Origin of the sequence: Erwinia aeris (assembly GCF_041224955.1) — a bacterium.
GTDB lineage: Bacteria > Pseudomonadota > Gammaproteobacteria > Enterobacterales > Enterobacteriaceae > Erwinia > Erwinia aeris.
Map to the genome: position 1 here is coordinate 120889 of NZ_JBGFFX010000007.1, position 22226 is coordinate 143114.

General features: G+C 57.1%; 19 protein-coding genes and 1 pseudogene. 7 read left to right on the forward strand and 13 right to left on the reverse strand.

The window, feature by feature from the left end; genetic code table 11:
* Positions 1-49: 49 nt before the first annotated feature.
* Both bamC and dapA read right to left on the reverse strand, forming a co-directional pair.
* A complete protein-coding gene (gene bamC / locus AB6T85_RS13095) occupies positions 50-1081 on the reverse strand; it encodes an outer membrane protein assembly factor BamC (RefSeq protein WP_253459416.1) in 1032 nt (343 codons plus the stop codon).
* 15 nt (positions 1082-1096) lie between these two features.
* Entirely contained in the window at positions 1097-1975 is an 879-nt protein-coding gene (dapA, locus tag AB6T85_RS13100) for a 4-hydroxy-tetrahydrodipicolinate synthase (RefSeq protein ID WP_125289566.1), read from the reverse strand.
* 158 nt (positions 1976-2133) lie between these two features.
* Between dapA and AB6T85_RS13105 the strand changes: the two genes are divergently transcribed.
* Both AB6T85_RS13105 and bcp read left to right on the forward strand, forming a co-directional pair.
* The gene (locus AB6T85_RS13105; RefSeq protein WP_125289565.1) at positions 2134-2745 is read left to right on the forward strand and encodes a glycine cleavage system transcriptional repressor; all 612 of its coding nucleotides are present in this window, start codon (positions 2134-2136) and stop codon (positions 2743-2745) included.
* Positions 2705-3178, forward strand: a complete 474-nt coding sequence (gene bcp, locus AB6T85_RS13110; RefSeq protein ID WP_369895789.1) for a thioredoxin-dependent thiol peroxidase — start codon at positions 2705-2707, stop codon at positions 3176-3178. Before AB6T85_RS13105 ends, bcp begins: the two co-directional genes overlap by 41 nt.
* 62 nt (positions 3179-3240) lie before the next feature.
* Here bcp and AB6T85_RS13115 read toward each other — a convergent pair whose 3' ends face one another.
* From AB6T85_RS13115 to AB6T85_RS13135, 5 genes and pseudogenes are all read right to left on the reverse strand, one after another.
* Positions 3241-3723 carry a hypothetical protein gene (locus AB6T85_RS13115; RefSeq protein ID WP_369895790.1) on the reverse strand — a complete coding sequence of 161 codons (483 nt, stop codon included), beginning with the start codon at positions 3721-3723 and terminating at the stop codon, positions 3241-3243.
* A gap of 36 nt (positions 3724-3759) precedes the next feature.
* Positions 3760-4488 (reverse strand): annotated as a pseudogene (locus AB6T85_RS13120) (zeta toxin family protein).
* Positions 4489-4583: 95 nt separating this feature from the next.
* Entirely contained in the window at positions 4584-5657 is a 1074-nt protein-coding gene (locus tag AB6T85_RS13125) for an AI-2E family transporter (protein ID WP_369895792.1), read from the reverse strand.
* A 79-nt stretch (positions 5658-5736) separates the two neighbouring features.
* Entirely contained in the window at positions 5737-7335 is a 1599-nt protein-coding gene (locus AB6T85_RS13130) for a sensor domain-containing diguanylate cyclase (protein ID WP_253459405.1), read from the reverse strand.
* Between the two features lie 236 nt (positions 7336-7571).
* The gene (locus AB6T85_RS13135; RefSeq protein WP_253459402.1) at positions 7572-8177 is read right to left on the reverse strand and encodes a DsrE family protein; all 606 of its coding nucleotides are present in this window, start codon (positions 8175-8177) and stop codon (positions 7572-7574) included.
* A gap of 658 nt (positions 8178-8835) precedes the next feature.
* Between AB6T85_RS13135 and bepA the strand changes: the two genes are divergently transcribed.
* Together bepA and arsC are read left to right on the forward strand one after the other, a co-directional pair.
* Complete coding sequence (bepA, locus tag AB6T85_RS13140; RefSeq protein WP_253459397.1) at positions 8836-10290, forward strand: beta-barrel assembly-enhancing protease; 1455 nt, start codon at positions 8836-8838, stop codon at positions 10288-10290.
* A gap of 7 nt (positions 10291-10297) precedes the next feature.
* On the forward strand, positions 10298-10651 hold the full coding sequence (gene arsC / locus AB6T85_RS13145) for an arsenate reductase (glutaredoxin) (RefSeq protein WP_253461249.1): 354 nt from the start codon (positions 10298-10300) through the stop codon (positions 10649-10651).
* Here arsC and hda read toward each other — a convergent pair.
* From hda to upp, 3 genes are all read right to left on the reverse strand, one after another.
* Positions 10648-11355 carry a DnaA inactivator Hda gene (gene hda / locus AB6T85_RS13150; protein WP_125289556.1) on the reverse strand — a complete coding sequence of 236 codons (708 nt, stop codon included), beginning with the start codon at positions 11353-11355 and terminating at the stop codon, positions 10648-10650. The genes arsC and hda overlap by 4 nt on opposite strands.
* A gap of 85 nt (positions 11356-11440) precedes the next feature.
* On the reverse strand, positions 11441-12718 hold the full coding sequence (gene uraA / locus AB6T85_RS13155; RefSeq protein WP_253459394.1) for a uracil permease: 1278 nt from the start codon (positions 12716-12718) through the stop codon (positions 11441-11443).
* A gap of 176 nt (positions 12719-12894) precedes the next feature.
* Positions 12895-13521, reverse strand: a complete 627-nt coding sequence (gene upp, locus AB6T85_RS13160; RefSeq protein WP_125289554.1) for a uracil phosphoribosyltransferase — start codon at positions 13519-13521, stop codon at positions 12895-12897.
* Between the two features lie 241 nt (positions 13522-13762).
* On the opposite strand from upp, the gene purM reads away from it, so the two are divergent.
* Both purM and purN read left to right on the forward strand, forming a co-directional pair.
* Positions 13763-14803, forward strand: a complete 1041-nt coding sequence (gene purM, locus AB6T85_RS13165) for a phosphoribosylformylglycinamidine cyclo-ligase (protein ID WP_253459391.1) — start codon at positions 13763-13765, stop codon at positions 14801-14803.
* Positions 14800-15438, forward strand: a complete 639-nt coding sequence (gene purN, locus AB6T85_RS13170) for a phosphoribosylglycinamide formyltransferase (RefSeq protein WP_253459388.1) — start codon at positions 14800-14802, stop codon at positions 15436-15438. Before purM ends, purN begins: the two co-directional genes overlap by 4 nt.
* A gap of 28 nt (positions 15439-15466) precedes the next feature.
* Here the strand turns inward: purN and pstB are convergent, their stop codons facing one another.
* The 3 genes from pstB to AB6T85_RS13185 are packed head-to-tail and all read right to left on the reverse strand — an operon-like array spanning position 15467 to position 20006.
* A complete protein-coding gene (gene pstB / locus AB6T85_RS13175) occupies positions 15467-16234 on the reverse strand; it encodes a phosphate ABC transporter ATP-binding protein PstB (RefSeq protein WP_301252009.1) in 768 nt (255 codons plus the stop codon).
* Between the two features lie 14 nt (positions 16235-16248).
* A complete protein-coding gene (gene pstA / locus AB6T85_RS13180) occupies positions 16249-17886 on the reverse strand; it encodes a phosphate ABC transporter permease PstA (protein ID WP_369895795.1) in 1638 nt (545 codons plus the stop codon).
* Positions 17883-20006, reverse strand: coding sequence for an ABC transporter permease subunit (locus AB6T85_RS13185; protein WP_369895796.1), 2124 nt, complete (start codon positions 20004-20006; stop codon positions 17883-17885). The genes pstA and AB6T85_RS13185 overlap by 4 nt, the downstream gene beginning before the upstream one ends.
* Before the next feature lie 157 nt (positions 20007-20163).
* On the opposite strand from AB6T85_RS13185, the gene ppk1 reads away from it, so the two are divergent.
* Positions 20164-22224 (forward strand): polyphosphate kinase 1, encoded by a 2061-nt coding sequence (gene ppk1 / locus AB6T85_RS13190; protein ID WP_253459378.1) that lies wholly within the window; start codon positions 20164-20166, stop codon positions 22222-22224.
* Positions 22225-22226 lie beyond the last annotated feature (2 nt).

A 22226-nucleotide genomic window follows, 5' to 3' on the forward strand; every position in this document is an offset into this window, starting at 1 on the left:
CGATTACGCGGCAGCAAATAAAAAAGGCCGACGCGCGTCGGCCTTTCGATTATTTGTTAAATGCCGCCTGGAACACGGCGACCAGCGCATCGTTTTGCGACTGGGTCAGCGCATGGCCTTTTGGATCCAGGAACTGCAGGCTGCTGCGGTTATCCAGATCGCCGACCTGTAGCTTATAGTTGCCGTCGGTCAGCTCAGGATCTTTCGCGCCAATGCTGTCCCAGGTCTCGCTGGACGGGGCGCTGTAGGTCACGTTCAGGCTGCCCTGCGGACGGTTGCGGTCGGTGATCTTCATGCCCACGCGCTCCAGCGCGGTCGGCAGACGCTCCCAGACCAGATTAAACGGCGCGCGCACCACCAGCGTAGGCAGGCCGGTATCGTCCGCGCCGCTCTGCACGTTGATTTGCGCAGTGCTGCCTTTAACCGCCGCGTCGTCGCGAGTCGTGGCGATTTTATCCAGGCCAGCGCTCAGCTCGTTCAGCATCTGCGCGGTGTAGCGCTGCAGCTGGACGGGTGAAGTAACGGCTTTACCTTCCTGCTCCAGCTCCAGCAGCTTCACGCTCAGCGCCTGCTGATAGCCCTGCTGCTGCACGGCTATCTGGTAGCGGCCGCGATACTGATGATCTTCATCAGCGCGGTTCCACTGCACCCAATCGGTGGTCAGCGTCTGGCTGCCGTCGGTGCGGCTGGCAATCGGATAGTTGCGCGTCTGCACTACCGTCACAACCTGCGGCCACAGCGCGCCGCTGGCGTTATCGATTAGCAGCACGCCGGAGTTGCCGGCAAACTGAGTGCGGGCGCCGTTGATCAGCGCCAGCGGCTGGGCCGGTGGACGGATATCCAGCTGCTTGCCGACGGCGCCTTTCGCGCTGGCGGAAGGGATATCAAAATCACCGTTTTGCAGCGGCAGGATCATTCCTGCTGGCGCGTGCAGCTCGTTGATATCCGCAGCTTTGAGGTAAGATTCGTCGCCGCTGACCTGGCGCTTGTAGCGCTGATCGCTCGAACATGCCGCCAACAACATCACCAGCGACAGGCCAACCACTTTTGCGATTGCCGACTTTTGTACTGAGTAAGCCATTACTTCTCCCTAAATTTACAGCAGGCCTGCGTCTTTCAGTGCCTGCTCAACAACCGGACGACCGGCATCAGTCATCGGCGTCATTGGTAGACGCAGCGTATCGGTTGCAATTAATCCTAATTTTTTAGCCGCCCATTTTACCGGGACAGGATTAGGCTCAATAAATAGCTTCTGATGCAGAGGCATCAGACGCTGGTTAAGGCGGCGCGCTTCCCGGAAGTTGCCCTGCTGCGCAAGCGCGCAGAGCTCCGCCATTTCGCGCGCGGCGATGTTGGCCGTTACGGAGATAACGCCCCTGCCGCCCAGCTGCATAAAGTCGAGGGCAGAAAGGTCGTCGCCGCTGACCAGCACGAAATCGTCATCGACCAGCTCTTGGATCTGGCTAACCCGCGATAAGTTCCCGGTCGCCTCTTTGATTCCGATAATATTTTTGATCTTCGCCAGACGGCCTACGGTTTCCGGCAGCATATCGCAACCGGTACGCGACGGCACATTGTAGAGCATTTGCGGAAGATCGGTGCTTTCGGCGATGGCTTTAAAGTGCTGGTACAACCCTTCCTGGGTTGGACGATTGTAGTATGGGGTGACGGTAAGGCAGCCTACCACGCCGCTGTTTTCAAAACGATGCGTCAGCGCGATGCCTTCTGCCGTGGCGTTGGCGCCGGTACCGGCAATGATGGGAATGCGCCCGTCGGCCAGCTCCAGCGTCAGCATGACCACGTCACCATGCTCGTCGTGGCTTAATGTTGCCGATTCGCCCGTTGTTCCTACGGAGACAATTGCCGCTGTTCCGCTGGCAACATGATAATCAATCAGTTTTTTCAGACTTGCGCGACAGACGGACCCTTTGTCGTCCATCGGCGTAACGAGCGCAACAATACTTCCCGTAAACATTAGCCATCCCCTCCACAAACAAGTGCTTCATGGTACGTTTGACGGCCCACGAAAAGCAAGCGGGCAAGCCCGCCAGGCCCCTTGGCACAGGGTATTTTTTATGTTTACCTAAGAGTTATCACAATTGCTAATCACTGAGACGTACAGGAAGCATTATTTTGCCGCAGTCAGAGCAACATCACCTGGTTATTACCGCCGTGGGCGTCGACCGACCGGGGATTGTTAATACCATCACCCGCCACGTCAGCAGCTGCGATTGCAATATCGAAGACAGCCGCCTGGCCATATTGGGTGATGAATTCACTTTTATTATGCTGCTTTCAGGAAGCTGGAACGCTATCGCGCTGATTGAATCGACGCTGCCGCTGAAAGGCGCCGAGCTGGAGCTGCTGATCGTGATGAAGCGCACCACCTTTCGCGAAAGGCCGCCCATGCCCGCTACCGTCTGGGTGCAGATTGAAGTCACCGACTCCGCGCATATTATCGAACGCTTTACCGATCTCTTTGATTCCCATCAGATGCATATTGCTGAACTGGTCTCACGCACGCAACCTGCGGCAGAAAATCAGCCGCCCTTGCTCTATATTCAAATTACCGCGCACAGTCCTGCCAGCCAGGATGCTGCCATTATTGAGCAGGCGTTTAACAGCCTCTGTACAGAGTTAAGTGCACAAGGCACTATTAGCGTCGTCCAGTATCCACAGCATGATGAAAAAACGGAGAATAGTGATGAATCCACTGAAAGCCGGCGATCCCGCACCCGTCTTTAGCTTGCCCGACCAGGATGGCGAGCAGGTAAACCTGACCGACTTCCAGGGACAGCGCGTTCTGGTCTATTTTTACCCAAAAGCCATGACGCCGGGCTGCACCGTACAGGCGTGCGGTCTGCGCGACAGCATGGACGAGCTGAAAAAAGCGGGCGTGGAAGTGCTGGGCATCAGCACCGATAAACCGGAAAAACTCTCGCGTTTTGTCGAGAAGGAGCTGCTGAACTTCACGCTGCTGTCGGATGAAAATCATCGGGTTTGCGAGCAGTTCGGCATCTGGGGCGAGAAAACCTTTATGGGCAAAACCTATGACGGCATCCACCGCATCAGCTTCCTGATTGGTACCGACGGCAAAATCGAAAAAGTGTTTGATGATTTCAAAACCAGCAACCACCACGATATCGTGATGGACTATTTGCAATCGGCTCAGGCCTGACTGACAAAAAACCCCGCTTATGCGGGGTTTTATCGTAATAAAACTGTCGTTTACATCTTTGCTTATTTACTCAACTTTTTTAAGCCTGCAGCCGGATTACGCGCGGCTCTTTTTAAACCTGGCAGGCGAGCGGAAGACACCCTGAACACCGTAATATTCTTATCTGCATCTTCAAGAATTTGTACAGAGGCACCTTTATAAGCCAGCGTGTAAATTTTCCCCTCAACCGGTAGCGCAGCCTGTTTCATAAACTTCGGATTTAACTTTTTGGCGCGCTGCCTGGCTCCGAAAGATGCTCTTCTGTAAAACGCACTGGAATAGGCTTCTGCCAGGTGCTTTTCGCGATCGGTAAGTTCTTTAATGCTTGCCTGCAAAAACTTTTCCGAGGTTAGTTCTTTTGCGCTTTCATACTGATCAATAGCATCTAGCTGAAGCCGAGTGGAACGCTCGGCCACCTTCGTCATCATCTGTTCGACCTCGGGTGATACGCGATCGGCAAACAGATCCAAGGGATCGATTTTATCTTTAACCATCGTCTGCGCCATGTTAGCCCCCTTCGTTCATTTGCTGCTGCTGATTAATCATACCACAAAATCCTCTAAATCTTCCCTGCTGTACATCATTGGCGCTACCATGTCCAGCATGGTCACGTTAGCGTTTTGAGTAACTTTTTTATATAAAATCAGGTCCCTGATCGGTTTATCACGCTCTTCCAGATCTACCCATTTATGCAATATCGTAAGTCGAACATTTTTCGCGGATTCATGTTGCAATAACTTGACTAATACTTCCCGAACAAGGAATACATTACGCTTAAAAGTCTCAGGTAAAATTTTTCGCGTGCGGGTTTTTACAAATCGCCATGCTATGTATGGGTCTAAAGACACATGATAAACCATTATTTTATAGCCAAAGCCCGATGCCTTAAGAAGATTCCTCATGGCCACGTCAAAATTAATAAGATTTGTGTCTAATATGATGTTGAGCTTATTTTTTACCGCATTTTCATAAACATGACTCAACAGAGCAGTACAAGCCCCCTGAAAAAGATGTGAATTATCACCGTTGTATTCTTTAAATAAAGGGCGATAACTATCCGGGTCTATGCTGTTTATGTTTCTTAATTCTTACATAAGCTCTTGTACTACTTCTGTTTTCCCCGCCCCAGGCGCTCCCGACATCATAATCAAGACAGGCTTTTCATTCGCTACAATATCTTTTGAGAAGTCCAAATAAACAGCTTTTTTTAGCGTTTTTGCCTCCGCTTTTGCTCGGTTTGCTATGGCTACTTCTTCAGCATTTAGCTCCATCTGGTTTGCTCCGACCTCAAAAGAAAAGCGTGTAGTAAAAGTTGCTCACTAATCCAGCATTTACGTTGTAAATTACACAACTGCTGATATTTAAATCAATCTTTTTTATTATAAGCGTCGCCATATTCATCAGGCCAGGCATGGAGTACCGCTTTCACCAGCGAGGCCAGCGGAATAGCGAAAAATACGCCCCAGAAGCCCCACAGGCCGCCAAAAATCACCACCGACAGAATAATTACCAGCGGATGCAGATTCACCGCTTCGGAAAACAGCACCGGCACCAGAATATTGCCGTCCAGCCCCTGAATAATCAGATAAACGATAATCATCGTCCAGAAATCGCCGCCCAGCCCCCACTGCGCCAGGCCTACGCCAATAACCGGCACGGTCACGGCCAGCGCGCCTATGTAAGGGATCAGTACCGACACGCCAACCAGCACCGCCAGCAGCAGCGCGTAGTTCATGCCGATAGCCAGAAAACCGATCCAGCTCGCCACGCCGACCACCACCATTTCCAGCACTTTGCCGCGAATATAGTTGGAAACCTGCTGATTCATCTCCAGCCAGACCTGTCCGGCCAGGCCGCGATTACGCGGTAAAATGCGGCCGATCGCCGCCAGCATCTGCTCTTTATCCTTAAGCAGGAAGAACACCATCAGAGGCACCAGCACCAGGTAAATCGCCAGCGTCATCAGGCCCACCAGCGAAGCCAGAGAATAGCGCAGCAGCTGATCGCCGATACCGCTCAGCCTGGCGCGCAGGTTTTCCACCACGATATCGACCAGCCCGACATCTATCAGCGCCGGGAAACGCTCCGGCAGACGCGTGGCAAAGTGATACAGGCTGGTTAGCATCGTAGGCAGCTCGTGCGCTAAATTGATGCCCTGTTGCCAGGCGACGGGCGCCACGACCAGGATCAGCACCAGCACAATAGTGGCGAAGAAAATCAGTACGATAGTAGTGGCCCAGGCGCGCGAGCAGCCAAGCCGTTCCAGACGTACCGTCGGCCACTCCAGCAGATAAGCAACAACCAGCGCCACCAGCAGCGGCGCCAGCAGGCCGTTAAAGAAGAAAAGGATGCCGAAAGCGGCAAGCAGTATCGCCAGCAGCGCGATAGCCTGGGGATCGCTAAAGCGCCGGCGATACCACTGTAGTAGAAGATCCAGCATGGAAAAGTCCTGGCTTACTGAAGGAAGCCGCAGAGTCTACCTGAAAAAATGGCTGGCCGCGCGGCTTCCAGCGCCGGCCTCAGCCATACTGACGGTAAATCTCCTGCGCCGTTTCCTGCCATTGCCCGCTCACCACCACGCGGTTGCGTCCGGCATGTTTGGCGCTGTAGAGGGCGTCGTCCGCCTGTTTAAATACCTGCTCCAGCGGCATCTCGTCCGCGTTCCACAGCGCTACGCCAATCGACAGCGTCACGCATCCCACCGGGGCCAGTGCCAGCTGTTCAATTTTTTTACGCACGCGCTCGGCAATTACCGCCGCCATTTCCCGGTCCGCGCCCGGCAGGATCATCAAAAACTCTTCGCCGCCGTTGCGGCATACCACATCGGTCTGGCGCGAGCTTTTGCTCAGCTCCTGCGCCACGCTTTTAATCACGCTGTCGCCCACGTCGTGGCCCCAGCCGTCGTTGACGCGTTTAAAGTGATCGATATCCAGCGCCAGCACGGCAAAAGGCTGGCGCGTGGCGTAAAAATACTCCAGCACGGCGTGCAGGCCGCGACGGTTCAGCAAGGAGGTCATAGGATCGGTCTGCACCTCAAACTTCAGGCGACCAATTTTATCCTGCAGCAGGCCGAGGCCGGTGAGCATTGCCCGCTTGATCTGCGCCGCTTCGTAATACCAGGAGCGGATGGCGCCAATCTCCGTAGACGCGCCGGGCGCATCCATCTGGCTGGCGTTGTCCGCCAGCTGCCCCAGCGGCCGCGCGATCAGCCAGGCAAACAGCCAGGCTAACGCCAGCGTCAACAGCGCCAGCGGAACGGCGCGCTGCACCACCTGCAGCATCATGCTGGTAAGCGGCGTCAGCGTGGTGGGCGTCGGCTTCATCGCCACAATCATCCAGCCGGGCGTGGCAACCATTGCGTAGCCCGCCAGCATCGGCTCGCCGTTTTGCTTCGACACCTGCTGAGAGCCGTTATCCTGTTTCATCTCGTCGCTAATCAGCGGCGCGATTTTCTGCCCGATTAACGTGCCGTTTTGGTGATACAGCACGCGGTTGCCGCTGTCGACCACGTAAAGAGAAGAGCCGTCACGGTAGAACTGCTCGCCCAGTAGCTCGTTGAGAATACTCTTTTTCTTCAGGTAGATGGTGCCGCCAACAAAACCCAGATAGACGCCGTTGGGCGACCAGATAGGATAGGAGACGAACACCATTAAATTATTGGCGACCGACAGCGAAGGCTGGCTGACCAGCGGTTTACGCTCTTTCAGCGCCTGTCGGGTAACCGGCGTGGTCAGATGCACGCCTTTGAGCATCAGCGAGTCGGGAGAGATGGCTTTTACCCAGCCGTTGGCATCGACAATCACCGCCGAGTTAAAACTGTTGGTCTGCTCGCGCAGGCGCATGACTTCACGCTGCATCAGCGCGTCATCATTGCCGCCCTGTCCCAGCGTTTTGGCACTGAAAGCCAGCTGCGATTCCGCCAGCTGAAAAAACATTTCCGTGGTAGAGGCGAGCTTGGTCGCATAAACCCGGTTGGATTCCAGCGTATTTTCGATCAGCACTTCCCGCTGCACTTGCCGGGTGGCGTACAGAGAGTTGGCCAACGTGATGGCAATGCTGGCGAAGGCCAGCAGCATAATCAGCGTGCGCAAATCCAGCTTCAGACGAGGAAGCCTCATAGATTAGCCCCGAGGAAACATTTCATAGATGTCGCTTCTTTTTTTTAATTTGGTTTGGTAACGCGTCATGCCCTGGTGAAGCATGGAGTCATACAAGGAGTATCGTCAGCATTAGGAATAATCTTAGAGATTTTAACTCAATTTTTTGCAGATGGGCAGAGGTAACTGATAAGAAGGCGAATTCAGGCGACAGCGGGGGTAGCGTCCCGCACCGATAACGGGCGGGACAAAGATGGCTACATAGCGAGGAAAGCGTAACCCTGGTTTTCCAGCGTGGCGACCGTGGTCGGGCTGGAAAGTGCATGGGTAACGGAGGTATCAATCCACTCATGCTTAAAGTGATGGAAAGCCACTGACTGATCGCAGACGGAGACGTCCACGCCTTTAGCGCGCAGTTCGCTAATCAGCTTCAGATTAGGGTTATCCACGCCGAAGACTTTTTTATATTCCGCGTTATTTAACATTGCTGGCGTACCGTCGCCGGTCACCGAGACCACAAATTTAAGCTGCTCCTGCGGCACCCCGGAAGCAATATATAAATTCACCACGCGGGCAACGCGCTCCAGGCCAAGGTTAGGGACTTTAGGGCCATTTTCCGCTTTGGTTATCTGGAACACGACTTTATTGCTGTCGCCCACGGCCGGCTTATAAGCCGCATCCGCCTCATAATGAATTTTGCCGTAGCCATCGATAGCCGGCGTGCTCCAGAAGCCGTCAGGATCGTTATCCTGAACGCCGAAGTGCTGGCTGATTTTCTCTGCAATAGCCGGGGCGGAAGAGAAGCTGGCGCCAATAAAACCGGCCACGGCAGCGATTAAAACGTAAGACACAACAGGACGCATAGTATGCTCTCCAGAAAGCGTAACGAATCGGAAACGGAACAGAGGGAAGTGAAGTTATCGTGTAAATCTGACGCAAAGATTGAGTAAATTATTTCTTGCTGTAAATAAGCGCTACTCTGCTTTTATAAGTGCGGCACTGCTCGTCGGTTTTATTTATCTGTTTTATTTAAAAGCGAGATATATTTTTAATCAGAAAAAAGTGCCAGCGTATAAAAGCATTTCCTCCTCAACGCTTTTTATTATTCCTGCTGAGTCAGCCATGGTTCTTTGGCTAAGCAAAAAATTCTGATAAAGCCTGGAGCGGGATTATAAAGATAAACGCAAGGAAGGCCTGTGCAAGAGACGGCGAGAAGGATCGGTTTACAGCCATTTTTAGGAGTAAACCTAAACAATTTTCGTGCCATATTCAATTTTACTGAATAAATTTACCTGAATTTACTTAATAATCCGCTTTCCTGCCCCTGTGTGCCAGCAGGGCCTACGTTCAGTTTTTTTCGCTGACTTTAAGGTATGCTCGTCCGGCCCGGTATTTATTCATGCTTAGCGGCGTTTCCTTCCTTATCACCTCTGGTTAAGATAGCCGCTGAAGAGCGCCGTCCTGCAGAACCGTTAATCCTTCTGCCGGGCAATTGAGGACGTTATCAGAATAGGATTTTGCATGATTAACCGACTGAAAAGGTGCGCGCTGGCGTCGCTGATCCTGCTGCCCACGATAGCCGCGCAGCCTGCCAGGGCCGACATCAGCGATACTTTGCCGGATATCGGCACCACCGCAGGCAATACGCTTTCCGTTAATCAGGAACTGGCGATGGGGGATTTCTATGTTCGCCAGCTGCGGGCCAGCGCGCCGCTGATCAACGATCCCCTGCTCAATGACTATATCAACCAGCTGGGCCAGCGGCTGGTGGCGCACGCCTGGTCGGTCAAGACGCCGTTCCACTTTTTCCTGGTCAGCAATGACGAGCTGAACGCCTTTGCCTTTTTCGGCGGCAACGTGGTGCTGCATTCCGCCCTGTTCCGCTATACCGAAAACGAAAGCCAGCTGGCCTCGGTGCTGGCACACGAAATTTCTCACGTTACCCAGCGTCACCTGGCGCGCGCGATGGAAGAGCAGCAGCGTAACGCGCCGCTGACCTGGGTGGGCGCGCTTGGCTCCATTCTGCTGGCGATGGCAAACCCGCAGGCCGGGATGGCGGCGTTAAGCGGCACGCTGGCGGGCGCGCAGCAGGGCGTGATCAGCTTTACCCAGCAGAACGAGCAGGAGGCTGACCGTATCGGCATTCAGGTCTTGCAGCGCGCGGGGTTCGATCCCCAGGCGATGCCCAACTTTCTGCAAAAGCTGTCCGACCAGTCCCGCTTCGCCTCTAAGCCGCCGGAAATTTTGCTGACCCATCCCCTGCCCGACAGCCGCCTGGCCGATGCCCGCAACCGCGCCAACCAGATGAAGCCCGTCGTGGTGCAGTCGTCACAGGATTTCTATATGGCGAAAGTGCGCGTGCTGGGCATGTACGCGACGGGAAAAAACCAGCTTGGTGACGATCTGCTGGAAACATTGAGTAAAGGCAACACGCGCGAGCAGACCGCCGCGCAGTACGGCAAGGCCGTTCAGTTCCTGCAGGCGAAAAGCTATGACAACGCCCGACGCATTATCGCGCCGCTGCTGGCCGCTCAGCCGAATAACGTCTGGTATCTGGATCTGATGACCGATATTGATATCGGCCTGAAGCAGCCGCAGCGCGCTATCGCCCTGCTGGAAAAAGCCAAAGCATCCAGCCCGGTGGTACAGCTCAACCTGGCTAACGCTTACGTCGAGGCGAAGCAGCCCGCCAGCGCCAGCAAAATCCTTTATCGCTATACCTGGACGCATAAAGACGATCCCAACGGCTGGGATCTGCTGGCGCAGGCGTCGTCCGCTCAGGGGCTGACGGATGAAGAAGAGGCGGCGCGGGCGGAAAGCCTGGCGCTGAACGGCCAGCTGGATCAGGCGATCCGCAGCCTGAGCGACGCCAGCGCCGCGGTGCCGCTGGGCAGCCTCAAGCAGGCCCGCTACGATGCCCGTATCGATCAGCTGCGCTATTTACAGCAGCGTTTCCGTCAGTATCAGAAAAGGTAAGCGAATGATGTCGAACGTTGAGATTTACCATAACCCACGCTGCTCCAAAAGCCGCGAAACGCTGGCGCTGTTGCAAAGTAAAGGGATTGAACCGGAAGTCGTGCTCTATCTGAAAAATCCGCCGACTGTCGCCACGCTGGAAAGACTGCTCCTTCAGGCGGGCTTCAGCTCTGCGCGCAAGCTGATGCGCAGCAAAGAGGCGCGCTATCAGGCGCTGAACCTGGACGATCCCACGCTTAGCGAAGCGGATTTGCTGGCGGCAATGGTCGCTTATCCGGAGCTGATTGAGCGCCCGATCGTGGTGGCTAACGGCAAGGCGCGGCTGGGCAGGCCGCCGGAGCAGGTGCTGGCTATCCTTTAAAGATCCAGCGCCTCTTTCACGAAGGGAATGGTCAGCTTGCGCTGGGCGCTGATCGAGGCGCGATCCAGCTTGTCCAGCGTCATAAACAGCGTGCGCATTTCCCGATCCAGCCTTTTTAGCAGAAAGCGGCCGACATCTTCTGGCAGTTCAAAACCGCGCAGCCGCGCCCGCAGCTGGAGCGCCTGAAGCTTGTCGTCATCCGACAGCGGCTGCAAACGATAGATTTGTCCCCAGTCCAGACGGGAAGCGAGATCGGGCAGCTTCAGGTTCAGCTGGCGCGGCGGGCGATCGCCGGTGATCAGCAGACGGGTGCGGCCCGTTTCCAGAATACGGTTATAGAGATCGAAAATCGCCATTTCCCAGGGTTCGTCGCCGGCGATGCACTCGATGTTGTCGATGCAGATCAGCGCCAGCTGTTCCATACCGTCCAGTACTTCAGGCACGAACCAGGTACGCTTGTCGAGCGGCACGTAGCCCACGGCTTCGCCACGCGCGGAGAGTTCCGCACAGGCCGCGTGGAGCAGATGGCTGCGCCCGCCGCCTTCACGCGACCAGAAATAGAGATAGCTGCCGTGCTCCTGCTGTAACGCCCCTTGCAGCGCGGCGATCAGCGACGGGTTATCCCCCGGCCAGAAGCTGGCGAAGGTTTCATCATCGGGCAAATAGAGCGGCAGTGAGAGCTGTGCCGGAGTGTTCAGAAGCACCTCAGTAATGGGTCGAAATCCGGCGGCAGTTTATCACAGTTCTTTAAGGATTATGAAACGGGCAGCGCCGCTGCCCGTCAGATCTTTACTCGCGATCCTGCGGATCCAGAATGACCTCTTCCGGGCGGATCAGTGTTATCAGCCGGAAGATCAGGCTCAGCCCGATGCCGACGATAGTCGCCAGCGCCATGCCTTTCAGCTCTGCCGCGCCAATATGCACCGTGGCGCCGCTGACGCCGATGATCAGGATCACCGAGGTCAGGATCAGGTTCTGCGCCTTGTTGTAATCCACTTTGGATTCAATCAGTACACGGATACCGGAAGCGCCAATCACGCCGTACAGCAGCAGCGACACGCCGCCCATCACCGGCACCGGCACCGCCTGGATCGCGGCGGCCAGCTTGCCAACGCAGGAAAGCAGAATGGCAAGAATAGCCGCGCCGCCAATCACCCAGGTGCTGTAAACGCGGGTAATTGCCATCACGCCAATATTTTCGCCATAGGTGGTGTTAGGCGTAGAGCCGAACAGGCCGGAAAAAATCGTCGAGACGCCGTTGGCAAACATCGAGCGATGCAGGCCGGGATCTTTCAGCAGGTCTTTTTTAACGATGTTCGCCGTAACCACCAGATGCCCGACATGCTCGGCGATCACCACCAGCGCCGCAGGCAGAATGGTCAGCATTGCCGCCCACTCGAAGCGCGGCGTGTAGAAGGTCGGCAGCGCAAACCACGGCGCCGCTTCAACCGATGACCAGTTTACGATGCCCATAAACCAGGAAAGCGCATAGCCGACCAGCACGCCGATCAGGATAGGGATAATCGCCAGAAAGCCGCGGAACAGCACCGAGCCGAAAACGGTCACCGCCAGCGTCACCATGGAAATCAGAATGGTTTTGCCGTCGACCGCCGCGCCGTTAGCCGGCAGCAGGCCGGCCATATTCGCCGCCACGCCGGCCAGCTCCAGCCCGATGACCGCCACGATAGCGCCCATCGCAGCCGGTGGAAACATCACGTCCAGCCAGCCCGTTCCGGCTTTTTTTACAATTAGCGCCACCAGGCAGAACAGCACGCCGCAAAGGATAAAGCCGCCCAGCGCCACCTCGTAGCCCAGCGGCAGCAGCAGCAGCACCGGCGAAATAAAGGCAAAGCTGGAGCCCAGATAGGCCGGGATTTTCCCTTTACAGATAAAAAGGTACAGCAGCGTGCCGATGCCGTTAAACAGCAGCACGGTGGCCGGATTGATATGAAACAGGATAGGCACCAGCACCGTCGCGCCAAACATGGCGAACAGATGCTGGAAGCTGAGTGGGATGGTTTGCAGCAGCGGTGGCCGCTCGCTTACGCCGATAGCGCGACGCGTCATGGTGAGTTACCCCTTATTTTTCACAATAAAAAACCGACTCTCTGGTCGGCTTGATCGCTGGCAGTCATGATAAAACGCGGGTTGCAGGCCGATGCCCGGCGCGGCCGTTGGGCAACGCGCGGCGATGCCGGACGCTGTCCGGCCCCGGACGGGCGGATAAAAGGCCTGCGGCTTTATCATTTCGTACCGAAGATCTTGTCGCCCGCGTCGCCAAGGCCCGGAATGATATATCCTTTTTCGTTCAGTCCCTGATCGACGGAGGCGGTATACAGCTCCACGTCCGGATGCGCTTTTTCCAGCGCCGCGATGCCTTCCGGCGCGGCAACCAGCACCAGCACTTTAATACTGCTGCAGCCCGCTTTCTTCAGCAGGTCGATAGTGGCGATCATCGAGCCGCCGGTCGCCAGCATAGGGTCAACCACCAGCGCCATGCGCTCTTCGATATTGGAAACCAGCTTTTGAAAATAAGGCACCGGCTCCAGCGTCTCTTCGTCGCGATACACGCCCACGACGCTGATGCGCGCGCTGGGCACGTGCTCCAGCACGCCTTCCATCATGCCCAGGCCGGCACGCAGGATAGGCACAACGGTAATTTTTTTGCCTTTGATCTGGTCGATTTCCACCGGGCCGTTCCAGCCTTCGATAGTGACCTTTTCCGTTTCTAAATCCGATGTGGCTTCATAAGTCAGCAGACTTCCCACCTCCGAGGCGAGTTCACGAAAACGTTTGGTGCTGACGTCCTGTTCACGCATCAGACCCAGTTTATGTTTGACCAGCGGGTGTTTGACTTCCACGATCTTCATTGTTTTACTCCCGGAGTGTATGGCTGCAAAAAAAAATCGCGAGATTATAGCGCCATTTAGCAGCCAGTACCTATTACTTAATCCGACTTCTGCCGGATCCCTGCCATCCCCTTAAGGATTAGCGCAAAGTGAGCGCGGCGCAATGGTGGCGAAGATGAGGCTCGCAAACGTTTGCCTGCGCTGTTAGAATTGCCGCGCTTTATTACCAACCACCAACCGCAAACCGCGTGGGGATTTCGCAGTGACCGACAAAACCTCTCTCAGCTATAAAGACGCCGGTGTAGATATCGATGCTGGCAATGCTTTAGTCGACCGTATCAAAGGCGTAGTGAAAAAGACTCGTCGCCCGGAAGTGATGGGCGGACTGGGCGGTTTCGGTGCGCTTTGTGCGCTGCCGCAAAAATACCGTGAACCGGTTCTGGTTTCCGGCACTGACGGCGTCGGCACCAAGCTGCGTCTGGCCATGGACCTGAAGCGCCACGATGCCATCGGTATCGACCTGGTTGCGATGTGCGTGAACGATTTGGTGGTCCAGGGCGCCGAGCCGCTGTTCTTCCTTGATTACTACGCCACCGGTAAGCTGGATGTGGAGACGGCCGCCAGCGTGATTACCGGTATTGCAGAAGGCTGCTTACAGTCCGGCTGCGCGCTGGTCGGCGGCGAAACGGCTGAAATGCCCGGCATGTATCACGGCGAAGATTACGACGTGGCGGGCTTCTGCGTTGGCGTGGTGGAAAAGTCGGAAATTATCGACGGCAGCAAAGTCAAAGACGGCGACGTGCTGATTGCGCTGGGTTCAAGCGGCCCGCACTCCAACGGCTATTCGCTGGTGCGCAAAATTCTGGCGTTCAGCAATACCGACCCGGAAACCACCCTGCTTGAAGGCAAGCCGCTGGCGGATCATCTGCTGGAGCCAACCCGCATTTACGTTAAAAATATTCTCAGCCTGATTGAGCAGGTTGACGTCCACGCTATCGCCCACCTGACCGGCGGCGGCTTCTGGGAAAACATCCCGCGCGTGCTGCCGGACAACACCCAGGCGGTGCTGTCGGAGTCAAGCTGGCAGTGGCCTGCCGTGTTCGGCTGGATGCAGGAAGCGGGCAACGTCAGCCGCTTTGAAATGTATCGCACCTTTAACTGCGGCGTCGGCATGGTGATTGCGCTGGACGCCAGCGAAGCGGATAAAGCGGTAGAGCTGATGACCGCCGCCGGCGAAAAAGCCTGGAAGATTGGCGTGATTAAAGCCTCCGATGCCGAAGAGCGCGTGGTGATTAACGCATGAAGCGGCTCGTCGTGCTGGTTTCCGGCCAGGGGAGCAATCTCCAGGCCATTCTGGACGCCTGCCGGCAGGGACGGATCCACGGCAGCGTTGCTGCCGTGTTCAGCAACAAAGCCGACGCTTACGGCCTGACGCGCGCGCGCGAGGCGGGCGTGCCCGCTCATGCGCTGGCGGCCGCGCAGTTTGCCGATCGCGACGCCTTCGATCGCCAGCTGATGCTGGAAATTGACGCCTACGCGCCCGACCTGGTGATCCTGGCAGGCTATATGCGTATTCTGAGTGCGGATTTCGTGGCGCGCTACGCGGGCAGGATGCTGAATATCCACCCTTCCCTGCTGCCGAAATATCCTGGCCTGCACACGCATCGCCAGGCGATTGAAAACGGCGACGAAGAGCACGGCACCTCGGTGCATTTCGTTACCGAAGAGCTGGACGGTGGCCCGGTGATCCTTCAGGCCAAAGTACCGGTTTTTTCCGGAGATACGATCGATGAGGTCGCGGCGCGCGTGCAGCATCAGGAGCACGCTATTTATCCGCTGGTGGTCGGCTGGTTTGCGGATGGCCGCCTGAAAATGCAGGACGGCGCGGCCTGGCTGGACGGCGAGCAACTGCCGCCGGAAGGCTACGCCTGGGGCTAAAAGGGAAACCGGCGTTTCCCTTTTTTATTCAGCCATAGCGTCCCGTAATATAATCCTCTGTGCGTCGCTGGCGCGGCGCGGTAAAAATCCTGTCCGTTTCGTCAAACTCCACCACGCTGCCGTGATGCATAAACGCGGTATAGTCGGATACGCGCGCGGCCTGCTGCATATTATGCGTGACCAGCACCAGCGTGAAATGCTGTTTCAGCGTGCTCATCAGTTCTTCAATCACCAGCGTGGAGATCGGATCGAGCGCCGAGGTCGGCTCGTCCAGCAGCAAAATTTCCGGTTCGATGGCGATGGCTCTGGCGATCACCAGCCGCTGCTGCTGGCCGCTGGAGAGCGTTAAGGCATTCTGCCAGAGGTTGTTTTTTACCTCTGACCAGAGCGCCGCCGCGCGCAGCGCGCTTTCCACCGCCTCGTCCAGCACGCGCCTGTCGCGTACGCCCTGAAGACGCAGCCCGTACACCACGTTTTCATAGATGGTTTTGGGGAACGGGTTTGGCCGCTGAAAAACCATGCCGACCCTTCTGCGCAGCGCCGCGAGATCCTCATTGCCGCCCAGAATCGACTGCTGCTGCAGGCGGATATCGCCCGTAACCCGACAGCCGTCAATCAGATCGTTCATGCGGTTAAAGCAGCGCAGCAGCGTCGATTTACCGCAGCCCGACGGGCCAATCAGCGCGGTAATGCGGTTTTTGGGCACGCGCAGATCGATTGCCTTCAGCGCCTGTTTCTCGCCATACCACAGCGAAAGGTTCTCCACCTCCAGCGCGGTGTCCTGCTCGTTTGGCATTACGCTCTTCTCCATTAATTAATCAGCGCGCGGTAGCGTTCGCGCAGCCGGTGGCGCAGCGCCATCGCCAGCAGGTTCAGCGCCAGAATAATCAGCACCAGCAGCAGCGCCGTGGCGAAAACCAGCGGCCTGTCCGCCTGCGCGTGGGGATTCTGAAACGCCAGATCGTAGATTTGGAAGCCAAGATGCATAAATTTGCGGTCAAGATGCAGATAGGGAAAAACCGCATCCACCGGCAGCTCCGGCACCATTTTCACCACGCCAACCAGCATCAGCGGCGCGGTTTCGCCTGCCGCTCGCGCCACCGCCAGGATCAGCCCGGTCAGCATCGCCGGGATCGACAGCGGCAAAACCACATGCCACAGCGTTTCCGCCTGGGTTGCGCCCAGCGCCAGCGATCCCTGCCGCAGCGTCTGCGGAATGCGCGACAGCCCCTCTTCCGTGGCGACAATCACCACCGGCAGCGTCAGCAGCGCCAGCGTCAGCGACGCCCAGAGCAGGCCCGGCGTGCCGAAAGTGGGATCGGGCAACGCGTGCGCGAAGAACAGCCGATCCAGGCTGCCGCCGACCAGCCAGACAAAAAAGCCCAGCCCGAACACGCCGTAAACGATGGAGGGCACGCCGGCAAGATTGACTACCGCGATGCGCACAAGACGCGTAAGAAAACCGTTGCCGGCATACTCATGCAGCCAGATCGCCGCCACCACGCCAAGCGGCATCACCACCACGGACATCAGCAGCACCATTAAAATCGTGCCGAAAATAGCCGGAAATACGCCATCTTCGCCCAGGCTGCCGCCGGAAGCGCCGCTGACAAAATGCCACAGCTGCGAGCCAAAATGGCGCCACTTTTCGCCGTAGCTCATGGCGTTGGGATACCAGGCCGCCAGGATCTGCGTCAGCGGAATAAGATGCTGCGATCCCGTGACGTCGCGCAGCACCAGCACGGTGCCTTCGTTCTCCTGGCTCAGTCCGGTCAGCGCCTGCGCCTGCTGGCGAAACTGCCGCTGAAGCTCGGCGCTGTCCGCCTGCCAGATGCTCTGCGCCTGCGGCGTATAGCGCTGCTCCTGCTCCAGGCGCTGCCGTTTACGATCCAGCTGCTCCATTTCGCTGTTCAGCCGCGCCAGCGCCACATGGCGAATTTTTTCTGCCTGCCGCTGGCGCTGCCGCGTCTCTTTAATCCGCTGCTGTAGCACGCGCATCATATCGGCAGCCACCAGCGGCCTTCCGTTTTCGCGCAGGCCGTCAAACCAGCCGTAGGCCATACCGCCGACGCGACGTTGCAGGGCGATAACGTTGCCTGGCCGCTCCGTCGCGATAATATCGCTGCTGAGCAGGCTGTGAAAATCGCTGTCGCTGAAGTCGCGGTTGCCGGTTTTAATCAGGTAACGCGTCACGTGTTCCGGCAGATTATCCGGCAGCGGCGCGCCGCTGGCCTCGAGACGCTCGCGCGGGATGCTCTGCGAGCTGGCGATTTCACCCAGCGTCTGCGGCGCATGATCCACCGTAAACAGCGTCACCGGCTGCGGCCAGAAGTAGCGCATGGCCGACCAGCCGAGCAGCGCGATCAGCAACAGAAACGCCAACAGGCTCAGCGCCACCGCGCCGCCGGTCAGCCATCGCCAGCGATGATTGCGGCTAACGGCGCTCATCCCTGCATTTCCTGCTGGCTGAAGCGCTGACGCAACCGCTGACGCACCAGCTCCGCCAGGGTGTTGACCACCAGCGTAAAGACCAGCAGCACCAGCGCGCTCAGAAACAGCACCCGATAATGGCCGCTGCCTGCAGCGGCTTCCGGCATTTCTATCGCCACGTTAGCGGAGAGCGTGCGTACGCCCTGTAACAATCCGCCTTCCGTCACCGGCGTGTTGCCCGTTGCCATCAGCACGATCATGGTTTCTCCTATCGCCCGGCCAAAGCCGATCATCAGCGCCGCAAAAATACCGGCGGACGCGCCCGGCAGCACGACGCGCGTTAAGGTTTGCCACTGCGTCGCGCCCAGCGCCAGCGATCCCTGCCCCAGCGACGGCGGCACGCTGAAAATGGCGTCCTCGGCCAGGGTGAAGATCAGCGGCACCAGCGCAAAGCCCATCGCCACGCTGGCGATCAGCAGGTTACGCTGCTGATAGCCGCCGCACAGGCTGTCGGCCAGGCTGACGCCCAGCACGCGGTGTTCCAGCATCGGCAGCAGCCAGAGGCAGCCCAGCGTCACCAGCAGCAGCACCGGCAGTAAAATCCAGATTTCACGCCCTTCGTCGCACAGCCGCCTGCGCCATTTTTCCGGCAGCCGTTGTGAAACGTGGCTGCACAGCAGCAGCGCGGCGGCCAGCGCCAGCGGCCACAGCAGCACGCCCGCCAGGCGATCCGCCAGCTGCGGCGCCAGCCACAGCCCGGCAATCAGCCCGATCACCACGCTGGGCAGCGCGCCCATCATCTCTATCGCCGGTTTTACCCAGCGACGCAGCGCGGGCGCCATAAACCAGGCCGTATACATAGCGGCGGCCAGCGCCAGCGGCGTGGCGAACAGCATCGCCAGTCCCGCCGCCTTCAGCGTGCCGACCACCATTGGCACCAGGCTGAACTTGCCCTGGTAATCGTCGTTGGCCGACGTGGACTGCCAGACGTAGTCCGCCTGCGGATAGTGCTCATACCAGACTTTTTGCCACAGGTTGCGCCAGCTGATATCCGGCCAGGGGTTGCTGAGGTGATAATGCTGCCAGCTGCCCTGTCGCTCCACCAGCAGCCCGTCGCCGCGCGGCGCAAAGGCCGCGTTCAGCACGCCGGGATCGAGCTGGCTGCGCAGCACCACGCCTTCCTGCTTGCTGGCGAACAGCTTAAATTCGCCCGCCGGGTTTAAGGTAGCGAACACGCGGCGATGCGCCTCGCTTAACAGCAGAGGCTGGTTGCTGGCGTGATGGAAAGCACGGATAGCGTTCAGATGCGGGCCGGTCGCGCTGGCGATATCAAACCACTGTGTGATGCTGTCGTGGTCAGCCATCAGCAGCGTGCTGCCCCCGCTGAGCTGGGCCAGCCGTTCCGGCTGTTGCAGTAAGGTGTGGGATTCGCGCAGCGTCAGACCGCCGTCGGTGATGCGCCAGACGCGCAGGCTGTTTTTGGCAAGGCCGTACAGCAGCCGTCCATCGGGCGAAATCATCAGCTGGCTGACGTCCGGCACGCTGACGCTGAAGCTTGCCGTCGCCTGTAGCGGCTGAAAGCGGTAAAGCGTGATCTGCGTGGCGCTGGCCTCGGCCACCAGCCAGCGGTTTTCCGCCGTCTGCGCCAGCGCAATAACCTTCGCGTCGGGATTGCCGCCCAGCGGCTGGTCGCCCAGCGGAAACTTCCAGCGCGGCTCCGCTTCGCTGAAGTCGGGCTGCACCAGCGTCAGGCCGGCGGCGCTTTTCAGCAGGACGCTGTCGTTATCCGTCGCAACGGCGACGCGGCCCTGCGCCAGCCATAGCGCAGGCACTTTCGACTGATTCATCAGCGAAAGGAATTCCGCCCTGCCCTGCGCGTCAATACGCCATCCCCACTGCTGCTGCGCGTCCATGCCCATTGCTACGGCCGGCTGGTCCTGATCCAGCGCAATGCGGCTAACGCTGCTGAGCGTCGGCGACGAAAAAAGCGGCACCACCACCCAGATCAGCCAGACGAACAGCAGCAGCATCACCAGCAAAATCGCCAGTCCGCAGGCCATCACCACGCGTCGGGTCAGCCGATCGATAAACTGCCGCCGCCGATCGTTATAATGTGCAGGAATGGGAATTGGGTTCATGCCAGTCTTCGCTATAAAATGCGCTTAAGCGCCTTATGTTGCCCGTATGTGGCTAATAAGACAATCGGGATTCGCCATAGACAGGGCTGTCATACTCTCGTCATAATGCCCCGAGACAATGCCTGGTTTTTTACAGGATCTGTGGAACGGAGTAAAAATGGGTCAGGAAAAGCTTTATATAGAGAAAGAACTAAGCTGGTTATCCTTTAATGAGCGCGTTTTACAGGAAGCGGCGGACAAATCCAATCCCCTGATTGAACGGATGCGGTTTTTGGGCATCTACTCCAATAATCTGGAAGAGTTTTATAAAGTCCGCTTCGCCGATCTGAAACGCCGCATTTTGATTGGGGAAGAACAGGGTTCGCCCGACACGCCGCGCCATCTGCTGAAAAAAATCCAGGCGCGCGTGCTGAAAGCCGATCAGGAATTTGACGGGTTGTATAACGATCTGCTGCTGGAAATGGCGCGCAACCAAATTTTTCTGATCAACGAACGTCAGCTCTCTCCCAATCAGCAAAGCTGGCTGCGGCACTATTTTAAACACGAGCTGCGGCAGCACATTACGCCGATCCTGGTTTATCCCGACACCGATCTGATTGAGTTTCTGAAAGACGACTACACCTATCTGGCGGTAGAGATTATTCGCGGCGAAAAGATTGACTATGCGCTGCTGGAGATCCCGTCTGATAAGGTGCCGCGCTTTGTCAACCTGCCGCCGGAAACACCGCGCCGCCGCAAACCGATGATCCTGCTGGATAACATTCTGCGCTACTGTCTGGGCGATATCTTCCGCGGCTTTTTTGATTACGATGCGCTGAACGCCTATTCGATGAAGATGACCCGCGATGCGGAATATGACCTGGTCACCGAAATGGAGTCCAGCCTGCTGGAGCTGATGTCTTCCAGCCTGAAGCAGCGCCTGACCGCCGAGCCGGTGCGCTTTGTCTATCAGCGCGATATGCCCGACGCGATGGTGGAGATGCTCAGCAAGAAGCTGAACATCAGCAACTATGACTCCATCGTGCCCGGCGGCCGCTACCATAACTTTAAAGACTTTATCGGCTTCCCGAACGTCGGCAAGGCCAATCTGGTCAACAAACCGCTGCCGCAGCTGCGCCACATCTGGTTTGACCGCTTCCGCAACGGCTTTGACGCCATCCGCAATCGCGACGTGCTGCTTTACTATCCTTATCACACCTTTGAGCACGTGCTGGAGCTGCTGCGCCAGGCTTCTTTCGACCCTGCCGTGCTGGCGATAAAGATCAACATTTACCGCGTGGCGAAGAATTCACGCATTATCGATGCGATGATCCACGCGGCCTATAACGGTAAAAAAGTCACCGTGGTGGTGGAGCTACAGGCGCGTTTCGACGAAGAGGCGAATATTCACTGGGCGAAACGCCTGACGGAAGCGGGCGTGCACGTGATTTTCTCCGCGCCGGGCCTGAAAATTCACGCCAAGCTGTTTTTAATTTCCCGTCGTGAAAACGGCGAGATCGTCCGCTACGCCCATATCGGCACCGGCAATTTCAACGAAAAAACGGCGCGGATTTACACCGACTACTCCTTACTGACCGCAGATGCCCGCATCACCAACGAGGTCAGACGCGTCTTTAACTTTATCGAAAACCCCTATCGTCCGGTGAGTTTCGAGCACCTGATGGTGTCGCCGCAGAACTCGCGTCAGATGCTCTATCAGCTGATTGATAACGAAATAGCCAACGCGCAGAAAGGCATTCAGGCCGGCATCACGCTGAAGATCAACAATCTGGTCGATAAAGGCCTGGTGGATCGGCTTTACACCGCCTCCAGCGTCGGCGTGAAGGTTAACCTGCTGGTGCGCGGCATGTGCTCGCTGATCCCCAATCTGGAAGGCATCAGCGATAATATCCGCGTGATCAGCATTGTCGATCGCTATCTGGAGCACGATCGCGTCTATATTTTCGATAACGGCGGCGACAAAAAAGTGTTCCTCTCCTCCGCCGACTGGATGACACGCAATATCGATTACCGTATTGAAGTGGCCTGCTGCATCCTTGACCCTATTCTGAAACAGCGGGTGCTGGATATTATTGGCATCCTCTTCAGTGATACGCTTAAGGCGCGCTTCGTAGACAAAGAGCTTAGCAACCGTTACGTTCCGCGCGGCAACCGCCGTAAGGTGCGCGCGCAGCTGGCTATTTACGATTACATTAAATCTCTGGAACAACCTGACTAACC